We start from the raw sequence: 24,654 nt of genomic DNA on the forward strand, positions 1-24,654 counted from the left end.
TGTGCATCTGTTAAAATTTCCGGCATGAACTCGGTGCCCAAAAAAGCTTACTTATTGACGGCGGTCATTGCCCTTTTGGTCATTGCGATCTGGGTGAACTCGGCGATCCCACGATCGCCTTGGGCGGAATATATTGAGAGGAATAGGTTGCGATTGGTCGTTCTGAACGCCTTCGCCGTCACCTCTTTTGATTACCACGTTAACTTTTCCGCGATGCAGACCGCGAACATGCTGAACCGTGAAGCGGATATGTCGGACAAGACGATCATGCCGATCATAATCGGGCCTCGAAGGCCAGTCGGACTAGAACGCGGTGATTGGCTGCGGACGGAGATCCGGTTGAACGCCTCAGGAAAGATCTCGATGCCCAGCGTGGATGAGCATAGATTGTCTTCACTGCTGGCGGCAGCTGACGGCATGGGCACTCAGACCACCGAGGCCGCGCATGCACTCATAAATGCTCTGAGCAAGTCAGCGCCAAGCGTCAATGTAGACGTCCTTGTGAAGTTCAGGTCGCCTATCACGGACCGTGGCCTGGCCGGCGTTGCCCCGGAAGAATTCCCTCCTCAGACAATATTGATAGCACCTGCGAACATGGGCGATCAACCTATTGTTTGGGACCGGCAGAGCTGCGTCCAGCGAGGGATGGGCAAAGAGTGCATGAATCCTCATGCGACGGTCAGTCAGTTCTCTGAATGGGTTGCAATGCTCGAACCGGAGGACGATGCACTCCTTGAGCAGTATGATCTGAGCCTTGCGAAACTGCGGTCCGTTGCCGCTGGAGGCAAAATCTATGGCGCCATTGTCACGGCGCCGGCCAACCTGCTGCCACCGCTGTTCGCGAACACGGATGTGGCATGGGCGAAGTTCTTGGACATCGTTCCACGCTGAACAAAACAACTCGGTGGGCTCTCAAAAACTCGAAACACTTCAGCGCGGAGCCATATCCGGAGGGCGCCGGGCTGAGGGGCGCCAAGCGACTGGTCGAGGTCTGTCGCCGCCGGAGGCGGGTCCATCGCTCCGATCTTCATCGAGCACGCCACCCGGGCCGTCCGTGTTCATGGGGGTAACAGCGCCTCCGAGCGGAGCCTAGGTGGCGCGGGCCCGCAACCTGCTTCATTGAACTGGGAGACCAGGCCGAGGTCCTACGGTTCGTCATCGCAACCGCGACACGAAGTTCACCGTAGCGTTCGGCGAGGGTTCACCTCGCTCGGTGCCGCGTCATCGAGACGCGGCTGTGCGCACGTTGCAATATGCAAAGAAAATGCTTGCCGATATGCAACAGTCGCTCACGGTAACCGCAGCTGAAGTTGAACAGCCGCAACCTGAGTAGGTCAATAGTTTGCCAGACCGAATTGTCGCGAGCCGAGCCGGATCTCGCCTCTAGGCATCTGTCTCGCCGGCGTCCTGGGTGAAGAGAACGCAACTCTGCTCGTGTACGCAAGCGAAAGGATGGTGAGCCGAATCCCTGTGATTGTCTAGCCTAAATAATTCGCGCGCCCAGAAGACCATGGGGTGAAGCAACTAATCGCCGTGCTCCCCTGGGTGCGCATCCCTCCTACGGGTCCGGCTGCGCAGCCGGACAGTTGCTTGCTTTAGCAACTGTTCAATCGCAGAGAATGGTCAAACGCTGAGCAAGGTGCGGGCGCGGTCCAGGAAGCTGCGAGCTGTCGGCTCAGTCCGGTAAGGGGCCAGCAGTTCAACGAAGTCGCGGATGTGGTCGGTACTGCGCGTGGAGCTGATGTGCTCCGTCAAGCTCAGGGCCTGACCAGCGGAGTCGCAGGCCCGGTCGAGGTCTTTCTGCTGCAGTTGGGCTGTGGCCATCCGGGTGAGGTAGAGAGCGTGGGTGCGTACGTAGCCGGGGCCGTATCCGGTGTCAGCTTCGGTGAATTTCTGCTGTGCTCTGGCAGGGTCGCCTAGGTCGAGCATGCACGACCCCGTCAGCATGTCCACTTCAGCCCGATTGACCCAGTATGCCCAAGGTGGGTCGTCGTCGCTGGTGCCTTCGTTCAGGCAGTCAGCGGCCTGGTTCAGAGCGTGGTAACAGCGGCGGGCATCGCCCGTCTTGGCTAGCGCTCTGGCTTGGCGGGCGTGCAGCATAGCATCGACGGTCGGGGTGCTGCGTCCACGTGCTGCGGCTTGAGCCGTGCGGACCATGCGGTCGGCGTCGTGAGGGTTGCCCACGGAGTACTGCTGGATGGCGGCGAAGGCGAGGATGTTCGCGCCCAGCAGACGGTCACCGCTGGTGTGAGCGGAGCGCAGGGCGGCGTGGAAGTAGCGTTGCGCGGCGGCGTGCTGGCCGGCGTCGAAGCGCATCCAGCCGGCCATTCGTGCCAAGTCGGCTGCTTGGGTGTTGAGGCGGATGCCTTGGGCCTCGGTGTAGGAGCTCTCGCTCAGCAAGCGGGTGACCAGCGACAGGTGGGCCTCGGCTTCACCGATCAGGTCGCCGCCGCCCAGAGTGTCATCGGCGCGTTGCAGGTCGGCGATGCGTTCATCAATGCGGCCGATCATCGCGGTGCTGACGCGGCGGCCGGACCCGGTAACGGCGTGGACGATCTCGGGTTCGGTGATCAGCCAGTCGTGGAGAAGCGTGGTCAAGGTGACGCCGGACAAGATGACGAAGCCGCGACGGTCCATACGTCCGCTCCTCAGCGAATCAGCTAGGACCTCCACCGTACCTCTGGGGGTCCAGGGATAGTACAGCTCGGGAATGTCGGGAGCGGGTAGCCACAGCGGCCACGGAGCCAGCAGGTGTTCGCCTTCGGGGAGATTGAATACCTTGACGAGGAGTTCCTGCGTGACGACGTCGGGGACTTGGCCGTGCTCCCAGCGCGAGACAGTTTTCTTGCTGGTCGCCACATTCACGTGCTCGCGACCGCCTGCATCGAGTACCTGTTCGGCGAGGTCCTTTTGCGACCAGCCGCGTAGCTGCCGAGCCTGCGTCAGGCGGTGATGTGCGACGTCCACAGCGCCTCCTGGAAGACCTGGCCGGGCCCTGGCGCCATGATAACGCTCGGTTAGGCAGTGGTCAGCAGATCGTCACCATGGCGGCGACCTTCAGGGAGCAGCAGGGGACCGGAGGGGACTTGACACGGCCGGGTGTCCACGCTGAGCGGTCTTCCACAGCAGGCTGGTCGGCAGTTTCCTATGGGACGTGAACGCGCCCGATCGAATCGTGGAGGTTGCCCAATGAGTGGGCTGTTCCTGGCCGAGATCGTATTGCCAGGGGTGACGCGTTCGGTGTCGGTGGCTCGCCGGTGTGTGGGGGAGGTGCTGATGGTCGCCGGGCATGAGGACGTGGACGATGTCCAACTGGTGGTGAGTGAGCTGCTCACGAACGCCGTGTCGCACACCGCATCCGGCGAGCCTGGCGGGTTCGTCACGGTGGAGGTCACCTCCCTGGATGCTGCGACGGCCTACATCGAGGTCATCGACGAAGGGGCGGCGGTGACCGTTCCCGAGGTACGTAACGCCGACGCCGGCGAGTGTGGCGGGCGGGGGTTGTGGCTGGTAGAGGCGGTTGCGGTCGGTTGGGGCGTGCGCGATGGGGGCTGCCGACGGCAGGTGGTGTGGGTGGAGATGTCCACGAAGAGCGGCACGTCCGCCGGTGCGGCGAGAACGTGAGGGCGTGAAATGAGGTGCACCGGAGTGTCCTGGACTATTGATCAAGCGTGGTTTCCTCCTCACTGCATCAGCCCGCACCCGTCCCCCGCCCAATCGCATGCCGAGCGACTGACGTGGAACGCGCCGCGTGACCACGGCCGAGACGTGCGCGTCGTCGCGTGGACCTGCGGGTGCGGCAGCCCCTTCTACGAACTGTGCCAGGCGGGCGGCCAGCGATTCATCAGACGCACCCGAAACGAGCCGAACATGCGGATCGTCGACGAAAGCGACCGATGGAATGCCCGGCAGGCGAACGCGCAGTGGAACGCCTTACTCCTCGACCTTCTCCTCTGAGGAGACGAGGCGGCTGGATTGGTCGCATCTCGAGGGACTGCGGGTTCGTGGTGGCCCCGCATCACCACTATCGCTGACACCGATCATCACTCTGATCGACAGCGTTAAGAAAGACAGGTGGGTCCGGCCGCACCGGCCGGTTCGCTTGCGACGCGCGATCCGTTTAGCACGTGCAAGACTGGTACGCATGACGACCGGCGTGGATGATGCGCGGACGCCTTGGAAACACAGTCGCACAACGCATCACCACGCCGTGGGCGGCGGACAATACCTTCTGGAGTAACCAGCCCGCCACCACACCGGAGGGCCGGTCCACCATCGACCCCTGGGCTCTGCCGCGCACGACCGGCTCGGTGTGGAGCACTCACTCCCCGCTAAATAGTCGTACAATGGGAAGGCTAATGAAGGTCAATCAAGCGGTATTAGTATTGGGTCTACTGTTTTCCATCAATGTTATAAGTGGTTGCTCGGCGTGTGACGTTTCGCACGGGCCGGCAGTTGTCCTGCCAAAAGCCAATGCGGCCGCCGACGTGGTAGTGCGTGCATATCTTGCCGCAATTTCTGCCCGTGACGACAAGGCGGTCATAGCTTTGTCGGCGCCGGAATTTTACGAGAGTATCCATAGGTGGCCGAACGATCCGGTTGACACGTGGGCCAACGTGCAGGTCGCCGATGTGGGCAAACCAAAGCCGGATACATCTGAACGTGACGACTACCGTCAAGTGCAGGTGGTTGACGTTGATATCGAGGTTCGCCGCTGCGACGAAGAGCCGCCGGATGACGACCCCCATTATCCCTACACTTTTATGGTGGGAAGGCAGTCGGGCGCTGACCCCTGGAAAATCATTAGTTTCGGAGGGCTCGGATAGTACGCCAGCAGGTCGATTACCATTTAACGAACCTATTTCGGCCTCGCGCGGCTTGTGCGGCGCGGCGGTTTGGCGGAGGTGATTGGCCTTGGACGGGCTGCAGCGTAGATTTCAGAGGATTTTCCAGCTCTTCAACTGGGCATTCGCGTGTTCGCCAGGTCCGCGAAGCTTGGCGTAGGAACGGCTGGCCTGCTTCTGGGACTCGGGCTTGTCGTGCGGAGTGGGAACCGGGCCTTCGGCCTCTTGATACGCCTTGTTCCGCCAGGAATACGATGCCTGGCTGTTCCAGGGCGCGCAGGATGCCCCAGATGTCGGGGGCTCCAGACGTCCAGAGGACGGTGCCATCCGGCGAGCTTCTCGGCGCCCCCTGCCACATCGATCTCCAGAAGTGCGCACCGGCGAGCGCGCGGCTGCGGACCGTCGCCCAACTCGCCGAGCTGGCCGCCTGGTGTGTGGAGACGCGGGCGTGGTAGGTCGCTGACCCCCGTCATCACTGAGGACGAAAGATAGGTGGGTTCGGCTGCGCGCCGGCCGGTTCGCTTGCGACCCGCGACCCGATTAGCACGTGCGAGACTGGTACGCATGACGACCGGCGTGGATGGTGCGCGGACGCCGCGGAAATACAAGGGTTCCGGCCGGCTGCCGACGATGCAGGACATCGCTGACCATGTGGGTGTGTCGCGTCAGCTGGTCTCGCTGGTGATGCGGGATGTTCCCGGCCCGAGTGCGGAGTCGAAGGAGCGGATCCTCGCCGCGGCGAGTGAGCTCGGGTATCGGCCGAATGCCTCGGCGCGGCTGCTTCGTCAGAATCGCACGCGCCTGATCGGAGCGGTGTTCGAGATTCGCCATCCGTTTCAGGTGCGCTTCGTGGAGCGGTTGTTCGTCCGGGCGGCCGAAGAGGGGTTCGGGTTGGCGCTGGGGCCGAGGACAGTTGAGCGGTCGACGGATGTCGTCGTCGCTGAGCTGATGGAGCAACGGGTGGAGGCGCTGGTCGCGTTCAATCCGGATCCGGCGTCGAGCGCTCTGGCGGAGGCTTGCGAACTCCTGCCCGTGGTGTGGCTCGGGGAATGGGCGCATAAGTCCGACGTCGACAACGTTCATGTGGACGAGGTCGAGGGACTTCGTCTCGCGATCGAGCACCTCGTCGGGCTCGGGCATCGTGACATCGTCTACGTCGGCGGGCTCGGGGGGAACGTAGGCCGGGATCGTGCCGATGCCTACCGCGGGGCGATGGCCGCGTTCGGGCTGGAGGACCGGATCGAGGTGCTCTCCAGCGGCTTCTCCGAGGAGAACGGGGCGAGCGCGGCGCGCGAGATCCTGGGGCGCGACCGGCGTCCGACCGCTGTGGTGTGCTGTGGCGATCAGTGCGCGGTGGGTGTGCTGGCGGTGTTCGCGCAGGCGAACGTGCGGGTGCCCGACGAGATCTCCGTGGTCGGGTTCGACGACAGCTACCTGGCGTCGCTGTCGTACCACCGGCTGACGTCGGTTCGGCAGGATGTCGAGGCCACCGTCGAGGCGACCTTGACGTCGGTGCTGGAGCGGCTCGAGTGCGGTGACAAGCCGCGCCGAGTGAGTGCGACGCGGACGGAGCTTGTGGTTCGTGAGTCGACAGGCCCCGCCCGGACAGGGCCCGCCCAAACCGGGTCGTGATGTGCGGGTGGCACGCCACGACTCGACTGCGGCGATGGGCTGGGGTCAGCGGACGCCGCGTATGGGGATGATGAGCGCGGCGCCGATGGCGGTGATGATGCCCGCGCCCCAGAGCAGCGCCGGGTAGTTGTCACCACCGCCCATGCCCAGCAGCAGGAGCCCGAGCGCGGGGGCGAGGGACTGTGGCAGGGAGTTGGCGATGTTCATGACGCCGAGGTCCTTGCCCGGCTTGTCGGGGTCCGGCAGGACGTCGATGACCAGGGCCGTGTCGACGGCCGCGTAGATGCCGAACGCGAGTCCCATGATGATCTCGGCGAGGTAGAACACGGCCACGCTGTCGGCGAAGGCGAGGATGACCAGCCCGATGCCGAACACGAGTGAAGAGCCGGCGACGAAGATCTTTCGGCGACGGAGCTTGTCGGACAGCCAGCCGGCGACGCTGGTGCCGATGAACAGGGTGATCGTGTAGAGGAGCACGCCGTTGGCGACCGCCACGACCGCGTCGGCCGCGCTGAGGCCCAGGTGCCTCTGCATGTAAAGCAGCCGATAGGTGGTGAAGACGAAGGCCCCGAGGACCATGCAGAACCGCGACCACCAGGCCAGGCCGAAGTCGGGGTACTTGATGGGGTTCGTCCAGAAGGTGCCGAGGATCCGGGCGACGGAGAACGGCTGGACCGGCGTGTCCGGGAGGCGATCGGGGGTGACGAGGACGTACACGATGATGGAGGCGACGCCGATGACGCCGGGCGCGACGAACAGGATGGGCAGGTTCTTCACGAGCAGGACGGCGCCGTAGCTGCCGGCGAGGATCGACACGTTCTGCGCGAGAGCGAGGACGCTGGACGCGCGGCCGCGCTGTGCTTCGGGGACGTTGTCGGCGAAGCTCGCGACCAGCGCCGCGGATGCCGCGTTCGACGCGAGCTGGCAGACCAGCCAGGCGATGGTCAGCGTGAGTACGTTCGTGCTCAGGGAGACCCAGGCGAGGCCGGCCAGCAGTGCCACGATGCCGCCGAGGAGCCAGGGCCGGCGACGCCCCCACCTCGTCTTCGTCGCATCGCTCAGTGCTCCGAAGAGTGGGTTCCCGACCAGGGCTCCGAGCGCGCCGATGGGCAGCACAGTGCCGATGATGGATGCGGGATTGTCCGGATTCAGCTCCTGCGCCTTGAGCTGCATGCTGACGATCACTGGCGAGAGGATCGCCACGAAGATTCCGAACTGCGCTACCCCGAGGGCGGCGAGGTACCAGTTGCGGACTGGCTGGGTGGGGAGGGGGGGTGTGTGCGAGCGCGCCGGCAGTTCTGTCGACATCGACGCCTCCTTTAGTTCGTAGCCGAACGCCAGAAACTCGGCCAACACAATTTGGCTCGTGCTAACCTGCGCGTAACTTTAGCTCGTGCCAAGTCAGTTTTCTAGAACGTCGATGACATGGAGTGAACATGCTGCCTTCTCATCTCCCCGACCCCGACCTCTACCTGCCAGGCACGGGGGAGCCGTCCCTGCGGTGGGGCATCGTAGGACCGGGATGGATCGCGGGTGAGTTCGCCAAGGCGCTGCGCGCCCACACCGCGCAGCGCGTCGTGGCGGTCTCGTCCCGCTCGGCCGATCGGGCGGCTGCGTTCGCCGCCGAACACGGCATCGAGGTCGCGCTCGGCTCCACGGAGCAGCTGGTGACGCATCCGGAGGTGGATGTCGTCTACATCGCGACGCCGCAGAGCGAGCACCTTTCGATCGGGCTGGCGGCGATCGCCGCGGGCAAGCACGTACTGATCGAGAAGCCGATCACGGTGAGCGCGGCCGAGGCGCGGACGCTGGCGGACGCGGCACGTGCCGCGGGGGTGCTGGTGATGGAGGCGATGTGGAGCCGCTACCTGCCCCAGACGTCGGTCATCCGCAAGCTGCTCGCCGATGGCGTACTCGGGGAGGTTCGTGTCGTACTCGCCGATCACGGGCAGGCGATCACCGCGGATCCGCAGCATCGCCTCTACCGGCCTGAGCTCGGCGGCGGTGCGCTGCTGGATCTGGGCATCTATCCGGTGCAGTTCTCCTCGATGGTGCTCGGCGCCCCGACCCGGGTCGTCGCTGTCGGCGGCATGACGAAGACGGGCGTGGACGCCTACTCGACGCTCGTGCTCACTCATGAGGGAGACGCGCAGTCCACGCTGTACTCGTCGATCCTGGCTCGAACGTCGATGACCGCCGTGATCGCCGGATCGGCGGCGACGATCAGTGTCGACGGCAGCTTCTACACCCCCACCTCCTTCACGCTCGCGGACAGCAACCCGTTCGCCCCCGTGCTCACCTGGAGCGACCCGACGGACCTGAAGCTCTTCGCCGGGCTCTCGTGGGAGGCCACGGCGCTGGCCCGGTTCGTCGGCGAAGGCCGCACCGAGTCGCCCGTGCACACGCTGGACGAGACCGTCTCGATCCTCGACACCATCGACCAGGCGCGAGCCCAGCTCGCCGCCTCCTGACTTGAAGGAGAGCCGTCATGACCGATCTCGTCACCACGCTGGAACGTCAGGAGCAGGAGCTGGTCTTCGACGCGTTCGACCACGCGCACGCCTGGCGACTCGGCACCCGCATCACCGCGATCGCGCAGGAAGCCGGCCACAAGGTGGGTATCGACATCCGCCGACCCGGCCTGATCCTCTTCCGCGCCGCCCTGCCGGGGATCACCCCCGACCAGGACACCTGGATCGCCCGCAAGGCCGCCGTCGTCCTGCGCATGGAGGCCAGCAGCGCGCTGGTGGACGCCCGCCTGTCCGCCATGGGGGTGAATCCGGTCGCGGCCGGATGGCTGGGTGCCGAGTACGCGGTGACCGGCGGATCCTTCCCCATCCGGGTACGAGGAGCCGGGGTCGTCGCGGCGGCGACCGCCTCCGGGCTGTCCTCGCAGGAGGACCATGACCTCATTGTCGAAGGCATTCGCGCTTACCTGGCCGAAGGAGACGGTAAGTGAGTGAGCAAAAAGTGCCGCAACGGCGGTTGCGGCCCGGGCAGCGCGCCCGGATCCGCGTCTGGGATCGCCGCACCGGAGCCGTGCGTACGGTGTGCGAGTCGCGTGATCGCCTCTACGAGGCGCCGAACTGGACGCCCGACGGCCGGCTGCTGATCAACGGCGACGGGAAACTCTGGCTCCTGCCCGTCGACGGTTCCGAGCCGCCCCGGGAGATCCCCGCGGAAGGGCTGCCGGACGTCAACAACGACCACGTTCTCGCCCCCGACGGGGCGACCGTGTTCGCGTCGGCGAACGACTGGCACATCTGGCAGGTCCCCCTCACCGGAGGTACGGCGCGTCGCGTCACCGCCGATGACGGCGGGATGCATTTCCTGCACGGCGTCAGCCCCGACGGGCAACGGCTCGGCTACGTCCGTTTGACCCCGGAAGGGGACAACTGGTGGGCGTCGGCGACCATCCACACCGTCGGCGTCGACGGGCGGGGAGATATCGCCGTCACGACCGACCCGGGCCCCGCGGACGGATGCGAGTGGACGCCGGACGGCGAGTGGATCGTGTTCAACACCGAGCAGTTCTCCACCACGCCCGGACACGCCCAACTCGCCCGCGTACGGCCGGACGGGACCGAGTTGGCGCAGCTGACCTTCGACGAGCGCGTGAACTGGTTCCCGCATGTCGCTCCGACCGGCGATGTCGCGGTCTACCTCAGCTACCCGCCGGGCACCACCGGGCACCCCGCCGACCTGCCCGTCGAGCTGCGGCTGGTATCGGTCGGCGCCTGGCAGGAGCCGACCACGCTGGTCGCCCTCGACGGCGGGCAGGGCACGATCAACGTGCCCAGCTGGGCGCCGGACGGATCGGCGTTCGCCTTCGTGGACTACCCCTTCGACCAGCCTGTGAGGAGACTCCCATGACCCTGGTGCGCCGCACCGCGATCAACCCGCTGCCGTGGATCCTCGGCGACAGCGGCTAGCAGCGCCGCGTCGTCGGCGTTCCTGCGGCAGCACCCGTACTTCACCACGCCAGATGGAGGCGACGTCTGACCGCCGCGGGTGGTGATCATCGGGATGATCGCCACCCGCGCATCCGCTGGACCACTGTCAGGAGACGGTCCAGCCAGGCGACCGCTACTGGACCCGTTCGAAGGGCGCCGGGGCCTTGCCGGTCCAGCGGTGGAGCTGGGCGAGGCCGGTCTGCTTGGTCACCCCGTCTTCCACGACCGTGCCCTGCTGGGCGACGTAGTAGCGGCCGTCGTCCAGCGAGGCCAGGCCGTACTGGCCGCCGAATTCCCAGCCCCAGATGCCTGTCGCCTGGTCATGGAGACCCCGCTCGACCAAAGAGAGCGTCTTGCCGCGCTCGGGCTGCGGCTGGCCTTCGATGGGCTTGATCACGGCGGGCTTGGCGCCGTCGATCATGAAGAAGGAGTAGTTCGGGAACTGCGGCTTGATGCCCTTGTACGCCGCCATGAACCAGTTGCCGGTGTGGCCGTCGTACTCCAGGTTCTGTACGCCGTAGGTGGTGTTGCCGGTGCGGACGAAGTACTTGCCGTCCGAGCGGGATGGTCCTGAGGTGTGCGGCTCGCTCTGGGTGAGCGGGCGTTCGTACTGGCGCCACTGCTTGATGTCGTACTGCAGGATGACCTGGTAGTCGTTGTCCTGGCGGTCGGCGTTGGCGTAGATGCCGTACGCGACGGTCAGCTTGTCGCCGCCGCCGCGCTTGCCGAACGCGGGGCCGAAGGCGACGCCGTCGATGCCGCTGCAGCCGTAGCGGTGGTCCGGAGTCTTGGCCGTGTCGCCGTCGAAGACGCCGTCGCCGTTCATGTCGGCGCTGTAGTCGTCCACCACGTCCTTGAGGTAGACGGCCGTGACCACGTCGGAGGTCTCGGCGTTCATGTCGAGGCTGGTGATGCGGTCCACGTCGAAGATGGCGATGTAGAAGGACTTGGCGGCCTTGTACTCCAGGGAGCCGTACACGCGGCCGTCGCGGCTGTTGAAGTCGAGGTCGCCCAGGTGGCCGGTGAAGCCGGTGACAGAGCCGACCGGCTTGCCGGCGAGGTCGGTCTTGACCAGGAGGTTGGTGAAGGAGAAGTACATGAACCCCTTCTTCTGGTCGATCGCGATCCCCTGGACGTGGCCCGACGGCCAGGCCCCGCCGTTCACCTCCGCCGGCAGTCGTGACGGCCGGTCGGCCGCCTGGGCGGGGAGGGCGAACAGGGCCGACGCTGTCAACGTCGCGAGCAGTAGTTGAGCGACCCGCATGTTCTTCCGCGTACCTTTCCGTGGATCAGTGCTGATCCACACCATAAAGGGACACACAGGAACTTTACTGACTGTTGTTTGACTCTTTTGTGGCGTCTTGTTGAACGTCAGAGGCCGGAGCCGATGTCATCGCCGCGCGGATGCCGCGCTGGAGCAGGGCGGGCAGGCACAGTATGGTGCCCAGCGCGCCGATCCACACCGCGGCGGCGAGCCCGCCCAGAGCGGTCGCGGCGGCGGCCAGCAGGCTGCCCAGCGCGATGGCGCCCCACAAGAGGAATCGCTGCACCGAACCGACCCGGCCCAACAGGGATGCCGGGGTGAGCACCTGGCGCATCGTGATCGACGTGGGGCTGAAGGCGCCCTCGCCGACGCAGTGCACGATGCTCCCCGCGACCAGCCCGATCGCGCCGGGTGCCCCGCCCAGGGAACCGAGCGCGGGCATGGCGACGATGCCCAGCACGGACACCGACGCGGCCAGTACGAGGGTGCGCGGCGAGCCGAGACGGCGGATCAGCCGGGTCGACATCAGGTTCCCGATAGGGTAGCCCGCCGCGGCGGCGCCGATCACCACGCCGATCCAGCCGGGGGACAGGCCGAGGACGTTGCGGCAGTAGAGCACCAGGCTCGTCTCGACCATGGACAGTGCCAGTACATAGACCGTGCCGCACGCCAGGACGGGCCGGAGTATCGGGTGCCGGAGCGCGAACCGCAGCCCCTCGGCGATGTCGCGCCGCATCCAGCCGGGCTCACGTCCGTGGCCTGGGGCCGTGGTGCCCGATCCAGGTGCGGTCCCCGGCGCGGTGGTGCTCAGCTCAGTGGCGACCTTCTCGCGGTGGCGGATCAGCGCCAGCGAGGTGAGTGACGCCGCGAAGCTGACCATGTTGGCGGCGATGGCCCCGACCAGGCCGAGCGCCGCGATGACCGGCCCGGCCGCCATCGGGCCCAGCGCCTTGGCCGCCGACTCCGACAGGGCCAGCCGCGTGTTGCCGCGATGTAGCGCCTCCGCCTTGCCGTACAGACTGGGCAGGTAGGAGGTGTACGCGACCTGAAAGAACACCACCGCGCACCCGCTCACCAGGATCAGCGCGAACAGCACCGGAAACGTCAGCCCGCCCAGAACGGCCAGCACCCAGATCGCGCCGAACGCCAGCACCTGCACGCCGTCGCAGACCAGCATGACGGTACGGCGGGGCAGCCGATCGACGATGGCCCCGGCCGGCAGGCCGAGCGGGAGGAAGGGGACGAACAGCGCGAACGGCAGCAACGCGGCCTGCGCCGGGGAAGCGCCCAGGACGGTCACGGCCAGCAGCGGCAGCGCCAGCGTCATGAACTGGTCTCCGAACAGCGACAACGACTGCCCGGCCCAGAGCAGGCCGAAGTCACGATCTGCCGTCCGGCGCGTCGCGCGCCCCAGAGGCGACTCGTCACGCGACCGGTCAGTGGTCGCGGAGCCGGACCGCTTCGTCATGCGGACCGCCAGAACTCACGGATCCGCGCCCTCAAGCCGACCGCCGGAACCCGCGCCCTCATGCGGACCGCCAGAACTCATGCAGCAGGCCCAGCACGGTTTCAGGCTCTTCGACGTGGCCGAAGGAGCCGCTGCGCTCCAGCATCTCGAAGCGCGCCCGCGGGGCGAACCGCTGGAAGTCCAGCTGCGCCGCCGGATACAACGCCCGGTCGTACCGCCCGGCCAGCACCATCAGCGGGACGGCGAGCTCCTTGAGTCGCGGCCGGAAGTCCGGAATCGCCGCCACCTGACCACCGATCATGAAATCGACGTCGTCACCGCAGAAGAGCGGATAAAGCTCCTCGTTGCGGGCGCCCGGTTCGGTGGCCAGCAGGGCGGCGTTGGCGGGATCGTAGAACCTGATCAGCGGTGCCGCCGCGGCGAACTCCGCGCGCATGGGCGCGGACGTGGACCGCAGGCCGGAGCGCCGCAGCGCCTGGATGCGCTCCCAGGTCTCCGGGAGCTGGGTGGCGAGTTCGCGGTTGATGTTGGCGTGGTTGAGCTGCCACATCTCCGGGCTGTGCAGGGAATTGGCCAGAGTGAGGGTCGTTACGAGGTGCGGGTGGTCCAGGGCGACGGCCTGGGCGATCAGGCCGCCGTAGGAGAAGCCGTACAGGTGCGCGGGGCCGAGCTCGCCGAGCAGGGCCGTGACGTCGGCCACGTCGTTCGCGAAGGTGATCTCGCCCAGGTCGGCCGGGCGGTCGGAGCGGCCGCGGCCGTGGAGGTCGACGTAGATCACCCGATGGTCGGCGGCCAGCGCGTCGAAGTGCGGGTGGAAGACCACGTGCGAACCGGCCGGGCCGAGCCCGGCCAGCAGGACGACCGGGGAGCCCGCGCCGTCCTGCTCTACCCAGAGGCGGTGGCCGCGGATCTCGTGGTGGCGGCCGTTCGGATGCTGGAACATGCCGCGAATTGTGCCGACCGCCGCCCGTCGGGTGACGGCGGCGATCGGACCTATATATGCCTTTAAAAGGGGATGAGGGGGTCAGCGGCGGTGGGAGTGCCGGTGGATCATCTTGAAGACCATGGCTCCGATGAACACGAAGAACAGCACCTTCGCGATGCCGAACCCCCCGAACACGAGCCCCACCATCAGCAACACGAACAGGATCGGCAGGAACGGCCCCGGCCCATGGTGCCGCCGTCCCCAGCCATGTCGCATGTCGCGCCGCTCGTGACGCATCGACTGCATCTGGTGCCGGTGCGCCTTCATCGCCGCCCGCCAGGCGTCCTTGTCGAACGCCTGGGGAGGCAGGCCATGCGGGTCGCGGTAGTCGTACTGCCGCCGCTGTCCCGGAAGGTCAGCGGTGATCTGCGCGAGGTCTCGCGCGGTGCGTGCGCCGAGTGTCCGATCGAGGCGCTGGTCCAGCTCCTCGCGGTCGAGGCGGCCCTGCGCGAAGTGCTCGCGCAGGTCGGCCATCGTCTGTTCGCGCTCGGCGTCGCCGATGCGGAGATCGTTGGGGTCCATGGCTGGTTCCTCGCTCTCCCCGTACCGGCCTTCCAGGGTGGCGCCGGTCATGCGTTACTCCTCACCCGGGTCGCCGTCGGCCAGAATCTGGTAGAGCTTGCGCCGGGTCTCTACAAGAGTCTTACGCGCTTCGCGGATTTGTGCGTCGCTCCCGGTCTGCAAAACCTGCATCATCGCGAATGCCGACTGGCGCGCGATGTCCCACAGGTCCGCGGTGTTGTCGTCGATGTCGGGCCGCATCTCGTCCCACGGGGCGCGGATCTCGTCGGCGTGCGCCTCGATGTAGGCGAGCCCGGTCTCGGTGAGGCGGAAGGTCTTGCGGCCCTCGTTCTCCTCGGCGACGACCAGCCCCTCGTCGGTGAGCTGCTGGAGCGCCGGGTAGACGGCGCCGGGGCTGGGCTTCCAGCCGCCTTCGCTGCGCTCGGCGATCTCCTGGATGATCTGGTAGCCGTTGCGCGGCTCCTCGGACAGGAGCGCCAGGATCGCGGCGCGTACGTCGCCCCGCTTGGCCTTCCGGCCACCCCGGCCTCCCCAGCCGCCCCGATGCCCGAACGGGCCCGGTCCGCCGGGACCCCATCCCCAGGGGCCGCGCCCGAACTCGGGCGGGAATCCACGCCGGCCGCGTTGCCGCTCCTCGTGCGGACCGCCGCCGCCGCGGTGGTGGTGATGGTGGTGGTGCCCGCCCTGTTCCCACGCCTCGGCCACGGCCTTGAGCGCTTCACGGGCGGCACGCTTGAACTCGCGGGGCTCGGGCCACGGCCGACCTGCTGCTTGTGCGGAAGTCATGTCAAACGCTCCTTCTTGTGAATGCTTGTGAATGTTCTCGATGCTTCAAAGATATATCGCCAATATGTCGTTCGCAAGCGGGTGGGCAGAGTGAGACAGATCACGAAAAAGTTGCGGATTACGGGAACAGGAGACGGGAGGGTGTCGTTGTTCAGAGCAGACGAGGTCGTTCCGCGTCGGCAGGGCTGGGGGGTGCTGTCGCCGCGGAGACGACCTCGTCTGCGTTTCCGGACATTTCCGGTACGACCGGCGTTGGTCTGCGGTCGGCAAAGTCCGTAGCGCCGTGGTGAGGGTGATGGCGCCCCAGGCGGGTCTCCGCGCGTAAAGAACGGCTTTGCCGTACAGTTTCGATCATGATGGGGCATTCGCATGCGATGACCGGGGCCATCGCTTGGCTAGGACTCGCACCCGGGCTCGCCGCGCTCCCGATGCTGACCGACTCGTCCAGGTTCATCGAGACCGGGATCATGGCGAACGCCCTCACCCCGGCCGAGTTCATCGCCGGCGCCATCATCTGCGCCGGGGCGGCCATGCTGCCCGACCTCGACCATCCGAGCGCGACGATCGCGCAGACGTTCGGGCCGGTCACCTGGGTGCTGAGCAAGGCCGTCAACTGGCTGAGCGGCGGACATCGGGGGGCGACGCATTCGCTGGCGTTCGCGGTGGTGCTCGGGTTCGCGGCGCACTGGCTGGCCAACACCTATCCGATCGGCCGCGACATCATGGTCGTGCTGCTCATCGGCCTGGCGCTGCGCGCGATCGGCATCGGCATCCCGGGCAACAAGCTCGGTTCGGCGATGATCAACGTCGGCCTGACCGCCGGGCTCTACGCCGTCTTCCTGTCGCAGGGGGTCGGCTACGCGTGGCTGGGCATGGCCGTGGCCATCGGCTGCCTCGTGCACGTCGTCGGCGACTGCATGACCGAGCGGGGCTGTCCGGTGCTGTGGCCGGTGTCGGTCCGGTTCGTGCTGCCGTGGAAGATCGGGATCAAGACCGGGAAGACGTTCGAGCAGAAGATCCTGGCTCCCGTGCTGTCCATCGCCATCATTGGCCTGCTGTTCTGGCGGCTGGCGCCGGTTTAACTTGATGTCGAGATACTTTTAGAGATATCTTGACGTCAAGACATCCGCCGCGCTGCCCGCGGGTTAGGTTCACCTAACGTTCTTACTGCTCCCGGGGTGCGGCAGGATTCAACTGAGCACATGTCTATGGAGGAGGCGAATCATCGTGTCCGCGAACAGCTTCGGCAGCCGTGACACGCTACGCGTAGGCGACGCGTCTTACGAGATTTTCCGGCTGGACGCCGTCGAAGGCGCAGCCCGCCTCCCGTTCAGCCTGAAGATCCTGCTGGAGAACCTCCTCCGCACCGAGGACGGCGCGAACATCACCGCCGACCACATCCGCGCGCTGGGCGGCTGGGATCCCAAGGCGGCGCCGAGCGTGGAGATCCAGTTCACCCCGGCCCGCGTCATCATGCAGGACTTCACCGGCGTGCCGTGCGTGGTCGACCTGGCCACCATGCGTGAGGCCGTACGCGACCTGGGCGGCGACCCGGCCCGGATCAACCCGCTGGCCCCCGCCGAGATGGTCATCGACCACTCGGTCATCGTCGACTACTTCGGTCACCCCGACGCCTTCCAGCGCAACGTCGAGCGCGAATACGAGCGCAACCACGAGCGCTACCAGTTCCTGCGCTGGGGCCAGACGGCCTTCGACGAGTTCAAGGTCGTCCCGCCCGGCACCGGCATCGTCCACCAGGTCAACATCGAGCACCTGGCCCGCGTGGTCATGATCCGCGACGGCAAGGCCTACCCCGACACCTGCGTGGGCACCGACTCGCACACCACGATGGAGAACGGCATCGGCGTCCTCGGCTGGGGCGTCGGCGGCATCGAGGCCGAGGCCGCGATGCTCGGCCAGCCGATCTCCATGCTGATCCCGCGCGTGGTCGGCTTCAAGCTCAACGGCAAGCTGCCCGCCGGCGCCACGGCCACCGACCTGGTGCTGACGGTGACCGAGATCCTGCGCAAGCACGGAGTGGTCGGCAAGTTCGTCGAGTTCTACGGCGACGGCGTCTCGTCCGTGCCGCTGGCCGACCGGGCCACGATCGGCAACATGAGCCCCGAGTTCGGCTCCACCTGCGCGATCTTCCCGATCGACGGCCAGACGGTCGAATACCTGCGCCTGACCGGCCGCTCCGAGGAGCAGATCGCGCTCGTCGAGGCCTACGCCAAGGCCCAGGGCCTCTGGCTCGACCCGTCGGCGGCCGAGCCGGTCTTCTCCGAGTACATCGAGCTCGACCTCGGCACCGTCGTCCCGTCCATCGCCGGCCCGAAGCGCCCGCAGGACCGCATCGCCCTGTCGGCCGCCAAGGACACCTGGCGCCGCGACGTGCGCAACTACGTCACCGACTTCGACGGCGACGGCATCGACGAGGCCGTGGAAGAGAGCTTCCCCGCCTCCGACGCGCCCGCCTCCAACGCCCGCGCCAACGGCAGCCGCCCGCACAAGACGGTCTCGGTGACGCTCGAGGACGGCACCTCGTTCGAGATCGACCACGGCATCGTCTCCATCGCCGCGATCACCTCCTGCACCAACACCTCCAACCCGTACGTCATGCTCGGCGCGGCCCTGCTGGCCCGCAACGCCGTCGAGAAGGGCCTGACCCGCAAGCCGTGGGTCAAGACCTCTCTGGCTCCCGGCTCGCAGGTCGTCACCGGCTACTTCGAGCGTTCGGGGCTCCAGCCGTACCTCGACAAGATCGGCTTCAACCTCGTCGGCTACGGCTGCACCACCTGCATCGGCAACTCCGGGCCGCTGCTCCCGGAGATCTCCGACGCGATCCAGGCCAACGACCTCGCCGTCACCGCCGTGCTGTCGGGCAACCGCAACTTCGAGGGCCGGATCAACCCCGACGTCAAGATGAACTACCTGGCCTCGCCGCCGCTCGTGGTGGCGTACGCGCTGGCCGGGACCATGGATCTCGACCTCGACACCGAGCCGCTGGGCGTCGGCGCCGACGGCACGCCGGTCTTCCTGCGCGACATCTGGCCGTCGCCCGAGGAGATCGCGGCCGTGGTCAACTCCTCGATCGGGCGCGACATGTTCGAGCGGGACTACGCCGACGTGTTCAAGGGCGACGAGCACTGGACATCGCTGCCGATCCCCACGGGCAACACCTTCGAGTGGGACCCTTCCTCCACGTACGTGCGCAAGGCTCCCTACTTCGAGGGCATGCCCTCGACTCCTGACCCCGTTACCGACATTTCCGGCGCCCGCGTGCTGGTGAAGGTCGGCGACTCGGTCACCACCGACCACATCTCGCCGGCCGGCTCCATCAAGGTCGGCACGCCCGCCGCCCAATACCTGCAGTCGCACGAGGTCGCGGTCAAGGACTTCAACTCCTACGGCTCGCGGCGCGGCAACCACGAGGTCATGATCCGGGGTACGTTCGCCAACATCCGCCTGCGCAACCAGATCGCGCCCGGCACCGAGGGCGGCTACACCCGCGACTTCACCCAGGACGAGGGGCCGGTGTCGTTCATCTACGACGCCTCGGTAAACTACGCCTCGGCCGGGACGCCGCTGGTGGTGCTCGCGGGCAAGGAGTACGGCTCGGGCTCGTCGCGCGACTGGGCGGCCAAGGGCACGGCGCTCCTGGGCGTCCGCGCCGTCATCGCGGAGTCGTACGAGCGCATCCACCGCTCCAACCTGATCGGGATGGGCGTGCTGCCGCTGCAGTACCCGGAGGGCGTCTCGGCCGCCTCGCTGGGGCTGACCGGCGAGGAGACGTTCGACATCACCGGGGTGGAGGAGCTCAACAAGGGCGGCATCCCGGCGACCGTGCACGTCAAGGCGGGCGAGGTGGAGTTCGACGCGGTGGTCCGCATCGACACGCCCGGCGAGGCCGACTACTACCGGCACGGGGGCATCATGCAGTACGTGCTGCGCTCCCTCCTCGCCAAGTCCTCCTAAGTTCTCCCGCGTCTCCGCCTCGGCCATCAGCTGAGCGGAGGCCGCCGGGATCCCGCGCCGCACTTCCCGCGGCCGGGCGGGCGCGACCTCACGCGCCCACATCGGGGGTGAACCACCCGACCACGAAGAGCCGCCCGGCACCACACCGCCGGGCGGCGCTTTGCTGCCTTCCCGCAGACATCTGCTTTCGAGCCACCCGCCGTCCGTGGCCGGACCCCGTTCAGGGGCGCCCTCCTCCGTACCCGCTTTACGGGCACTTCCCTTTTACGGCAGGCACGGTGAGCCCCACCCGCCGTCCATGGCCGGGCCCCATCCAGGGGCACGCTCCTGCGGTTCACGGGGCTGGGCGCCGTGACGTGCGCGTTCTTGGCCGCCTGCTTCGGCCTACGTCACCCGGCGGATCAGCGGGATATACGGCGGTAGGCGCGGACGGCCAACGGCATGAAGACGACGATGAGCGCCCCGGACCACAGCAGGCTCGCCGCGATCGGGTGCTGGAGCGGCCAGGCGGTGGAGTGCGACGTCGGGTTGCCGAAGAGCAGGCGGGCGGCGGCGACCACGGCGCTCATCGGGTTCCAGTCGGCGAGCGGCTTGATCCAGGCGGGAAGCCCCTCCGTCGGGACGAACGTGTTGGCCAGGAACGTCATCGGGAACAGCCACCCGAACGTCGCCGCGTCCGCCTGGGCGCCACTCTTGACGAACAGCCCGATGTACGTGCCCACCCAGATCATCGCGAAGCCGAACAGGGCCAGCAGGCCGAACGCCGCCGCCGTCTGCCCGAAGGTGCCGTGCGCCCGCCACCCCGCCAGCAGCATCGCCGCCCCCACCATCGAGGCCAGCGACAGCAGGTGCATGGACAGGTCGGCGACGCTGCGGCCGATGAGCACGGCGCCGCGGGCGATCGGCTGGGCGCGGAACCGGTCGATGATGCCGCGCTCCATGTCCTCGCCGACCGCCGTGGCCGCGGCGGCCGCGGTCATCGCCATGACCTGCATGAAGATGCCGGGCATCAGGTAACTGCGGTAGTCGCCCCCACCGGGGAGGGTGATCGCGCTGCCGAAGACATAGCCAAACAGGATGGTCATGACAACGGGGAACACCAGGTATCCCGCTATTTCCCCTGGCTGCGCCATCAGCCTGAAGTAGGTGCGGCGCGCGATGGTCAGGGAGTCGGAGATCGTCCAGCGGAGGCGCTCGCCGAGCGTCGTCGGTGGAGCGGGTACGTGGACAAGGGTCATGTGGAGTCACCTCGTGGGAATCGGCCGGACCTGCCGGAAGGGCGGGTCGGGTGGCGGTCAGCGGCTGTGGGCTGGTGGTCGGGTGGTCAGGTGGTGGTCAGGTGGAGGAAGACCTCGTCCAGGGTGGGGCGACGGAGGGACAGGTCTTCGACCGGGATCATGGCCGTGTCCAGCGCGCCGGCGATGCGGATGAGCGACTGCGCCCCGTGTTCGACCGCCACCGTCACCCGCCGCTCGTCCACCACCTCCACCTGCCGTTCATCGGCCGCGCGCCGTACCAGGTCGAGGGCTTGGGGGACGTCGGCGGCCGCGCGGAGGACGACCTGCACCCGGTCGCCGCCGATCCGCTGCTTCAGCTCCGCGGGTGAGCCGGAGGCGGCGACCCGCCCCTGGTCGAGCAGGACGATCTGGTCGGCGAGACGGTCGGCCTCGTCCAGGTATTGAGTGGTGAGCAGCAGCGTGGTCCCTTCGGTGACCAGGTCGCGCAGCAGTTCCCACAGCCCGAGGCGGCTGCGCGGGTCGAGGCCGGTCGTGGGCTCGTCCATGAACAGCACGGGCGGCGCGACGATCAGGCTGGCGGCCACGTCGAGGCGGCGGCGCATGCCCCCTGAGTACGTCTTGACCCGCCGGTTCGCGGCGTCGGTCAGGTCGAACCGCTCGAGCAGCTCGTCGGCCCGCCGCCGGGCCGCCGCCTTGGGCAGGTGGTACAGGCTGCCGAACATCTCCAGGTTGCGCCGCCCGGTGAGCAACTCGTCGACCGCCGCGTGCTGCCCGGCGAGCCCGAACATGAAGCGCAGCCGCGCCGCGTCCCGCACCACGTCCAGCCCCGCCACCTCCGCGTGACCGGAGTCGGGGCGGAGGAGGGTGGTGAGGATGCGTACGGCGGTGGTCTTGCCCGCCCCGTTGGGCCCGAGGAGCCCGCAGACCGTGCCCGCCGGCACGGACAGGTCGATGCCCGCCAGCGCGTCCTTGGACCGGTAACTCTTCCGGAGCCCTTCCGCGTGGATCACGACGAACCTCCTTAACGCCGTTAAATCTAACGCTGTTAAGGATGCATTGAACGTTGTTAAACTGTCAACCGTGGCACTCGAAAAAGGCACCATCGTGGCGACGGGGCTCCGCTTGCTCGACGAGGTGGGCCTCGACGGCCTCACCTTGCGGCGGCTGGCGGCGGAGCTCGGCGTGCAGGCGCCGGCGCTCTACTGGCACTTCAAGAACAAGCAGCAGTTGCTCGACGCGATGGCGGTGGCCATGGAGGCACCGCATGTGACGCGGCCGGTGTTCACGGACCCGTCGCAGTGGCGGGAGTGGGTGGCCGACTACGCCCGCGGCAGCCGGTCGATACTCAACTCCCACCGCGACGGCGCCAGGCTGGCGGCCGGGACGCGGTCGTCACCTGAGATGTTCGCGATGGTGGAGCGGGCGGTGGAGGCGCTGGAGCTGGCGGGCTTCACGGTGGCGGACGCGGCGCGGGGACTGTTCGCGGTGAGCAACTACGTGGCCGGGTTCGTGCTGGAGGAGCAGGCCGACCGGACGCGGCCGGACACGGACGAGTCGGGGCCCGACATGGCGGAGTTTCAGGCACGCTACCCCCGGATCATGGCGGCCCTGCTGGAGGAGGGCGACCCGCAGGGCGACCGCTCGTTCGAGGCGGGGCTGGCCCTCATCCTGGACGGCATGCGGCTGCGACTGTCCAGCGGGAGCGCCGCCGATTGAGGCGGGTTGGCGACGGTCGATCGGCGAGTCTGGCACGATGAGGGTGCCACCCGGCGAAATTCCGCTTCGCCGGATGGCACTAATCGTCAGACGATGTCCGCGATCCAGTCGGTCACTTCGCGGACGACCTCGTCGGGAGCGATCCCGACTCTCCTGGTGAATCGCTGGGGAGACACGCTTCGCACGTGCTCGACCATGGCCCAGCTGGGTTTGTCGAGCCCCGTGCCTTCGCGGCTGACCGGGATGTGGTTGTCCCATCCGCGCTCGGTCGTTGTCAGGGGGACAATGATCTTTACTGCGGCTGCGGCGTTGAAGCCGTCGTTGCTCACGACGAGCACGGGGCGACGGTAGCCCTGCTCCCGTCCGGTGGGCTCGCCCAGCTCAGCGAGCCAGATCTCGCCTTGGATCACCCTCATCTCTCTCCTCGGGAAACGTGATGAGCCCCTCCCACTCGGGTGCGATGCGGAGGGAGCTTGACGGTGGGCCCTGGACCAGCTCGGACTCGGCGAGATAGTCGGCCCAGGCTCGCGGGTCCTCCTTCCTCGTGCGTTCCATCTGGTCCGCGACATGTTGCCAGCGGTGCTTCTTCTCCAACTCCCGAATGGCCTGGTCGATGATCGCGGTCATGGGTTCACCCGCCTTTCTGGCAAGTGCGGCGATTCTGTCCCGGGTCTTGACGCTGACGCGTATCGTCGTCGCTTTTTGTTTCACGTTCATACTCCGGAGGCTACGTCTGCGTCGGGAAGAAACCTACACCCTCGTCGTAACGCATACTGCTTGAACGGCAACACAGAGTAAAGATGATTGACTCTCCTCCGTGACTCAGATGGCATTAGTGCTGATTGTTGGCGGTTTGGCGGTCTTCATTGGGGCGGTTGTCCAGGGCAGCGTGGGGTTCGGGCTGGGGCTGGTGGCCGCGCCGGTGCTCACCATGCTCGACCACTCCCTGATGCCCACCGCCATTCAGGTGGTCAACCTCACGTTGCCGCTGTTCACGCTGGCCGCGGAGTGGCGGAAGGTGGACTGGCGCGGGGTGGTTTTCGCGGTGCTGGGACGGCTGCCCGGTGCGGCTATAGGTGGAGTCGTCCTGGTCTACATATCCGTCTACACGCGAGGCGTCTTCGTGGGGGTCATGGTGCTCATCGCGGTGGGGCTCACGGCGTGGGCGGTCAGCGTGCCGCGCAACGATGCGACCATCGCGGGGGCCGGGTTCTTCTCGGGCATCACCGGCACCGCGACCGGCGTCGGCGGGCCGCCGATCGCGCTGGTGTACCAGCACGCCAAGGGGCCGCAGATCCGGGCGACGCTGGCGATGGTCTTCTTCCTAGGCGCCGCGCAGTCGCTGGCCGTCCTGGGCTTCGTGGGGGAGTTCTCCGGCCGGGCGGCCATCACGGGGGCCGTGCTGATCGTGCCGATGGTGCTCGGGTTCCTGGTGTCGGGGCCGCTGCGGCGCTACCTGGACGGCGGGAAGGTACGGACCGCGGTGCTGGTGGTCGCCGCCCTTTCGGCCGTCGCCCTCATCGGTCAGAGCCTGACCGCCTGAGCCGCCCGCCGCGTCCGCGCCTTCATGTCGTCCGTGCCTGATCGGCCGAGCGTCAGGCCCTGACCGGCTAACGGTCAGGGCCTGTAAGCGGTGGTACGGCGCCTAGGTTGCCCTCAGTGAGACGTCGAGTATGGTTCGGCTGCAATTGGTGGTCGGCGCGTTCCCGCAGAAGGTGTTGACCGCGAAGTCGCTGAAGTCCGCGGTGGGCTCGATGGCGATGACGTTGCCCACAAGGTCGGGGTACGGGCTGACCTTGAGCTGGATGCCCGTGTCCAGCCAGTACAGCTTCTTGATGGCCACCTGCACGTAGGCCTGTTGTGCCGCGGTGACGCCTAAGCGGAGGCCGAATGTGCCCAAATACCCGGGGGAGTAGACGGGCCGCGAATGGGTGTCCAGGAAGTAGGCCTGGACCTCTCCCGGTTGGATGACCGTGTTGACGTTAATGGTCTTACAGTCGCCTTGGGCGCTCACCATGGGCACCTCGTAGGTGCAGGCTTTGAACGTGCCGGTGACCCACTTGGCGGGGGCGGCGTGGGCGGCGCCGGCCGGTACGGTGAGTGCCGCACCGGCGGCGAGCCCGGCCGCCGCCAGGCTGAACGCGCGGCGCATGGACATGGGTTTCTCCTTTGATCGCTTCCGCGGGTTGATGTGCTGGACGTTGGATATCTCTAGAACTTTGTTCTGTGTTGGCGTGCGCCAACGATGGGCCGGGGTAGTTCGCCGTCCTG

25 protein-coding genes are annotated in these 24,654 nt (G+C 67.2%); 13 read left to right on the forward strand and 12 right to left on the reverse strand.

Going from position 1 to position 24,654, the window contains the following annotated elements:
- The first annotated feature begins 24 nt into the window (after positions 1–24).
- Positions 25–891, forward strand: coding sequence for a hypothetical protein (locus AB0C30_RS08135; protein WP_357940886.1), 867 nt, complete (start codon positions 25–27; stop codon positions 889–891).
- A 732-nt stretch (positions 892–1,623) separates the two neighbouring features.
- Here AB0C30_RS08135 and AB0C30_RS08140 read toward each other — a convergent pair.
- Positions 1,624–2,967 carry a helix-turn-helix transcriptional regulator gene (locus AB0C30_RS08140; RefSeq protein WP_357940888.1) on the reverse strand — a complete coding sequence of 448 codons (1,344 nt, stop codon included), beginning with the start codon at positions 2,965–2,967 and terminating at the stop codon, positions 1,624–1,626.
- 222 nt (positions 2,968–3,189) lie between these two features.
- Between AB0C30_RS08140 and AB0C30_RS08145 the strand changes: the two genes are divergently transcribed.
- From AB0C30_RS08145 to AB0C30_RS08165, 5 genes are all read left to right on the forward strand, one after another.
- Positions 3,190–3,624, forward strand: coding sequence for an ATP-binding protein (locus AB0C30_RS08145; RefSeq protein WP_357940890.1), 435 nt, complete (start codon positions 3,190–3,192; stop codon positions 3,622–3,624).
- 144 nt (positions 3,625–3,768) lie between these two features.
- Positions 3,769–3,957, forward strand: a complete 189-nt coding sequence (locus AB0C30_RS08150; RefSeq protein WP_357940892.1) for a hypothetical protein — start codon at positions 3,769–3,771, stop codon at positions 3,955–3,957.
- Positions 3,958–4,358: 401 nt separating this feature from the next.
- Positions 4,359–4,826, forward strand: coding sequence for a hypothetical protein (locus tag AB0C30_RS08155; RefSeq protein ID WP_357940894.1), 468 nt, complete (start codon positions 4,359–4,361; stop codon positions 4,824–4,826).
- Between the two features lie 308 nt (positions 4,827–5,134).
- A complete protein-coding gene (locus AB0C30_RS08160) occupies positions 5,135–5,299 on the forward strand; it encodes a hypothetical protein (RefSeq protein ID WP_357940897.1) in 165 nt (54 codons plus the stop codon).
- A gap of 109 nt (positions 5,300–5,408) precedes the next feature.
- Positions 5,409–6,476, forward strand: coding sequence for a LacI family DNA-binding transcriptional regulator (locus AB0C30_RS08165; protein ID WP_357940899.1), 1,068 nt, complete (start codon positions 5,409–5,411; stop codon positions 6,474–6,476).
- A gap of 45 nt (positions 6,477–6,521) precedes the next feature.
- On the opposite strand, the gene AB0C30_RS08170 is transcribed toward AB0C30_RS08165, so the two are convergent.
- A complete protein-coding gene (locus AB0C30_RS08170; protein ID WP_357940901.1) occupies positions 6,522–7,784 on the reverse strand; it encodes an MFS transporter in 1,263 nt (420 codons plus the stop codon).
- A 128-nt stretch (positions 7,785–7,912) separates the two neighbouring features.
- Between AB0C30_RS08170 and AB0C30_RS08175 the strand changes: the two genes are divergently transcribed.
- Genes AB0C30_RS08175 through AB0C30_RS08185 form a run of 3 tightly spaced genes read left to right on the forward strand, consistent with a single transcriptional unit; the run spans position 7,913 to position 10,349 of the window.
- Positions 7,913–8,947 (forward strand): Gfo/Idh/MocA family oxidoreductase, encoded by a 1,035-nt coding sequence (locus AB0C30_RS08175; protein WP_357940903.1) that lies wholly within the window; start codon positions 7,913–7,915, stop codon positions 8,945–8,947.
- A gap of 17 nt (positions 8,948–8,964) precedes the next feature.
- Positions 8,965–9,435 carry a heme-degrading domain-containing protein gene (locus AB0C30_RS08180; RefSeq protein ID WP_357940905.1) on the forward strand — a complete coding sequence of 157 codons (471 nt, stop codon included), beginning with the start codon at positions 8,965–8,967 and terminating at the stop codon, positions 9,433–9,435.
- Positions 9,432–10,349: a hypothetical protein gene (locus tag AB0C30_RS08185; RefSeq protein ID WP_357940907.1), complete on the forward strand. Its 918-nt coding sequence runs from the start codon at positions 9,432–9,434 to the stop codon at positions 10,347–10,349. Before AB0C30_RS08180 ends, AB0C30_RS08185 begins: the two co-directional genes overlap by 4 nt.
- 213 nt (positions 10,350–10,562) lie before the next feature.
- On the opposite strand, the gene AB0C30_RS08190 is transcribed toward AB0C30_RS08185, so the two are convergent.
- From AB0C30_RS08190 to AB0C30_RS08210, 5 genes are all read right to left on the reverse strand, one after another.
- Positions 10,563–11,693 (reverse strand): hypothetical protein, encoded by a 1,131-nt coding sequence (locus tag AB0C30_RS08190; RefSeq protein ID WP_357940909.1) that lies wholly within the window; start codon positions 11,691–11,693, stop codon positions 10,563–10,565.
- A 64-nt stretch (positions 11,694–11,757) separates the two neighbouring features.
- A complete protein-coding gene (locus tag AB0C30_RS08195) occupies positions 11,758–13,161 on the reverse strand; it encodes an MFS transporter (protein ID WP_357940911.1) in 1,404 nt (467 codons plus the stop codon).
- A gap of 58 nt (positions 13,162–13,219) precedes the next feature.
- Positions 13,220–14,104, reverse strand: a complete 885-nt coding sequence (locus AB0C30_RS08200; RefSeq protein WP_357940913.1) for an alpha/beta hydrolase — start codon at positions 14,102–14,104, stop codon at positions 13,220–13,222.
- 81 nt (positions 14,105–14,185) lie between these two features.
- On the reverse strand, positions 14,186–14,719 hold the full coding sequence (locus tag AB0C30_RS08205; protein ID WP_357940914.1) for a DUF1707 domain-containing protein: 534 nt from the start codon (positions 14,717–14,719) through the stop codon (positions 14,186–14,188).
- A gap of 3 nt (positions 14,720–14,722) precedes the next feature.
- Positions 14,723–15,454: a PadR family transcriptional regulator gene (locus tag AB0C30_RS08210; protein ID WP_357940916.1), complete on the reverse strand. Its 732-nt coding sequence runs from the start codon at positions 15,452–15,454 to the stop codon at positions 14,723–14,725.
- A gap of 353 nt (positions 15,455–15,807) precedes the next feature.
- On the opposite strand from AB0C30_RS08210, the gene AB0C30_RS08215 reads away from it, so the two are divergent.
- Positions 15,808–16,536: a metal-dependent hydrolase gene (locus AB0C30_RS08215; protein WP_357940918.1), complete on the forward strand. Its 729-nt coding sequence runs from the start codon at positions 15,808–15,810 to the stop codon at positions 16,534–16,536.
- A 145-nt stretch (positions 16,537–16,681) separates the two neighbouring features.
- Positions 16,682–19,429 carry an aconitate hydratase AcnA gene (acnA, locus tag AB0C30_RS08220; RefSeq protein ID WP_357940920.1) on the forward strand — a complete coding sequence of 916 codons (2,748 nt, stop codon included), beginning with the start codon at positions 16,682–16,684 and terminating at the stop codon, positions 19,427–19,429.
- Positions 19,430–19,830: 401 nt separating this feature from the next.
- Here acnA and AB0C30_RS08225 read toward each other — a convergent pair whose 3' ends face one another.
- The gene (locus AB0C30_RS08225; RefSeq protein ID WP_357940922.1) at positions 19,831–20,667 is read right to left on the reverse strand and encodes an ABC transporter permease; all 837 of its coding nucleotides are present in this window, start codon (positions 20,665–20,667) and stop codon (positions 19,831–19,833) included.
- An 86-nt stretch (positions 20,668–20,753) separates the two neighbouring features.
- Complete coding sequence (locus tag AB0C30_RS08230; protein WP_357940924.1) at positions 20,754–21,677, reverse strand: ATP-binding cassette domain-containing protein; 924 nt, start codon at positions 21,675–21,677, stop codon at positions 20,754–20,756.
- 70 nt (positions 21,678–21,747) lie between these two features.
- Between AB0C30_RS08230 and AB0C30_RS08235 the strand changes: the two genes are divergently transcribed.
- Positions 21,748–22,383, forward strand: coding sequence for a TetR/AcrR family transcriptional regulator C-terminal domain-containing protein (locus AB0C30_RS08235; protein ID WP_357940926.1), 636 nt, complete (start codon positions 21,748–21,750; stop codon positions 22,381–22,383).
- Between the two features lie 86 nt (positions 22,384–22,469).
- Here the strand turns inward: AB0C30_RS08235 and AB0C30_RS08240 are convergent, their stop codons facing one another.
- The gene (locus tag AB0C30_RS08240; protein WP_357940928.1) at positions 22,470–22,799 is read right to left on the reverse strand and encodes a type II toxin-antitoxin system PemK/MazF family toxin; all 330 of its coding nucleotides are present in this window, start codon (positions 22,797–22,799) and stop codon (positions 22,470–22,472) included.
- Positions 22,765–23,100: a hypothetical protein gene (locus tag AB0C30_RS08245; RefSeq protein WP_357940930.1), complete on the reverse strand. Its 336-nt coding sequence runs from the start codon at positions 23,098–23,100 to the stop codon at positions 22,765–22,767. The genes AB0C30_RS08240 and AB0C30_RS08245 overlap by 35 nt, the downstream gene beginning before the upstream one ends.
- 136 nt (positions 23,101–23,236) lie before the next feature.
- On the opposite strand from AB0C30_RS08245, the gene AB0C30_RS08250 reads away from it, so the two are divergent.
- Complete coding sequence (locus AB0C30_RS08250; protein WP_357940932.1) at positions 23,237–23,926, forward strand: sulfite exporter TauE/SafE family protein; 690 nt, start codon at positions 23,237–23,239, stop codon at positions 23,924–23,926.
- Between the two features lie 102 nt (positions 23,927–24,028).
- Here AB0C30_RS08250 and AB0C30_RS08255 read toward each other — a convergent pair whose 3' ends face one another.
- A complete protein-coding gene (locus AB0C30_RS08255; RefSeq protein ID WP_357940934.1) occupies positions 24,029–24,541 on the reverse strand; it encodes a hypothetical protein in 513 nt (170 codons plus the stop codon).
- Positions 24,542–24,654: the final 113 nt, after the last annotated feature.

This window comes from Nonomuraea sp. NPDC048901, from assembly GCF_040649695.1.
Classification (GTDB): Bacteria; Actinomycetota; Actinomycetes; order Streptosporangiales; family Streptosporangiaceae; genus Nonomuraea.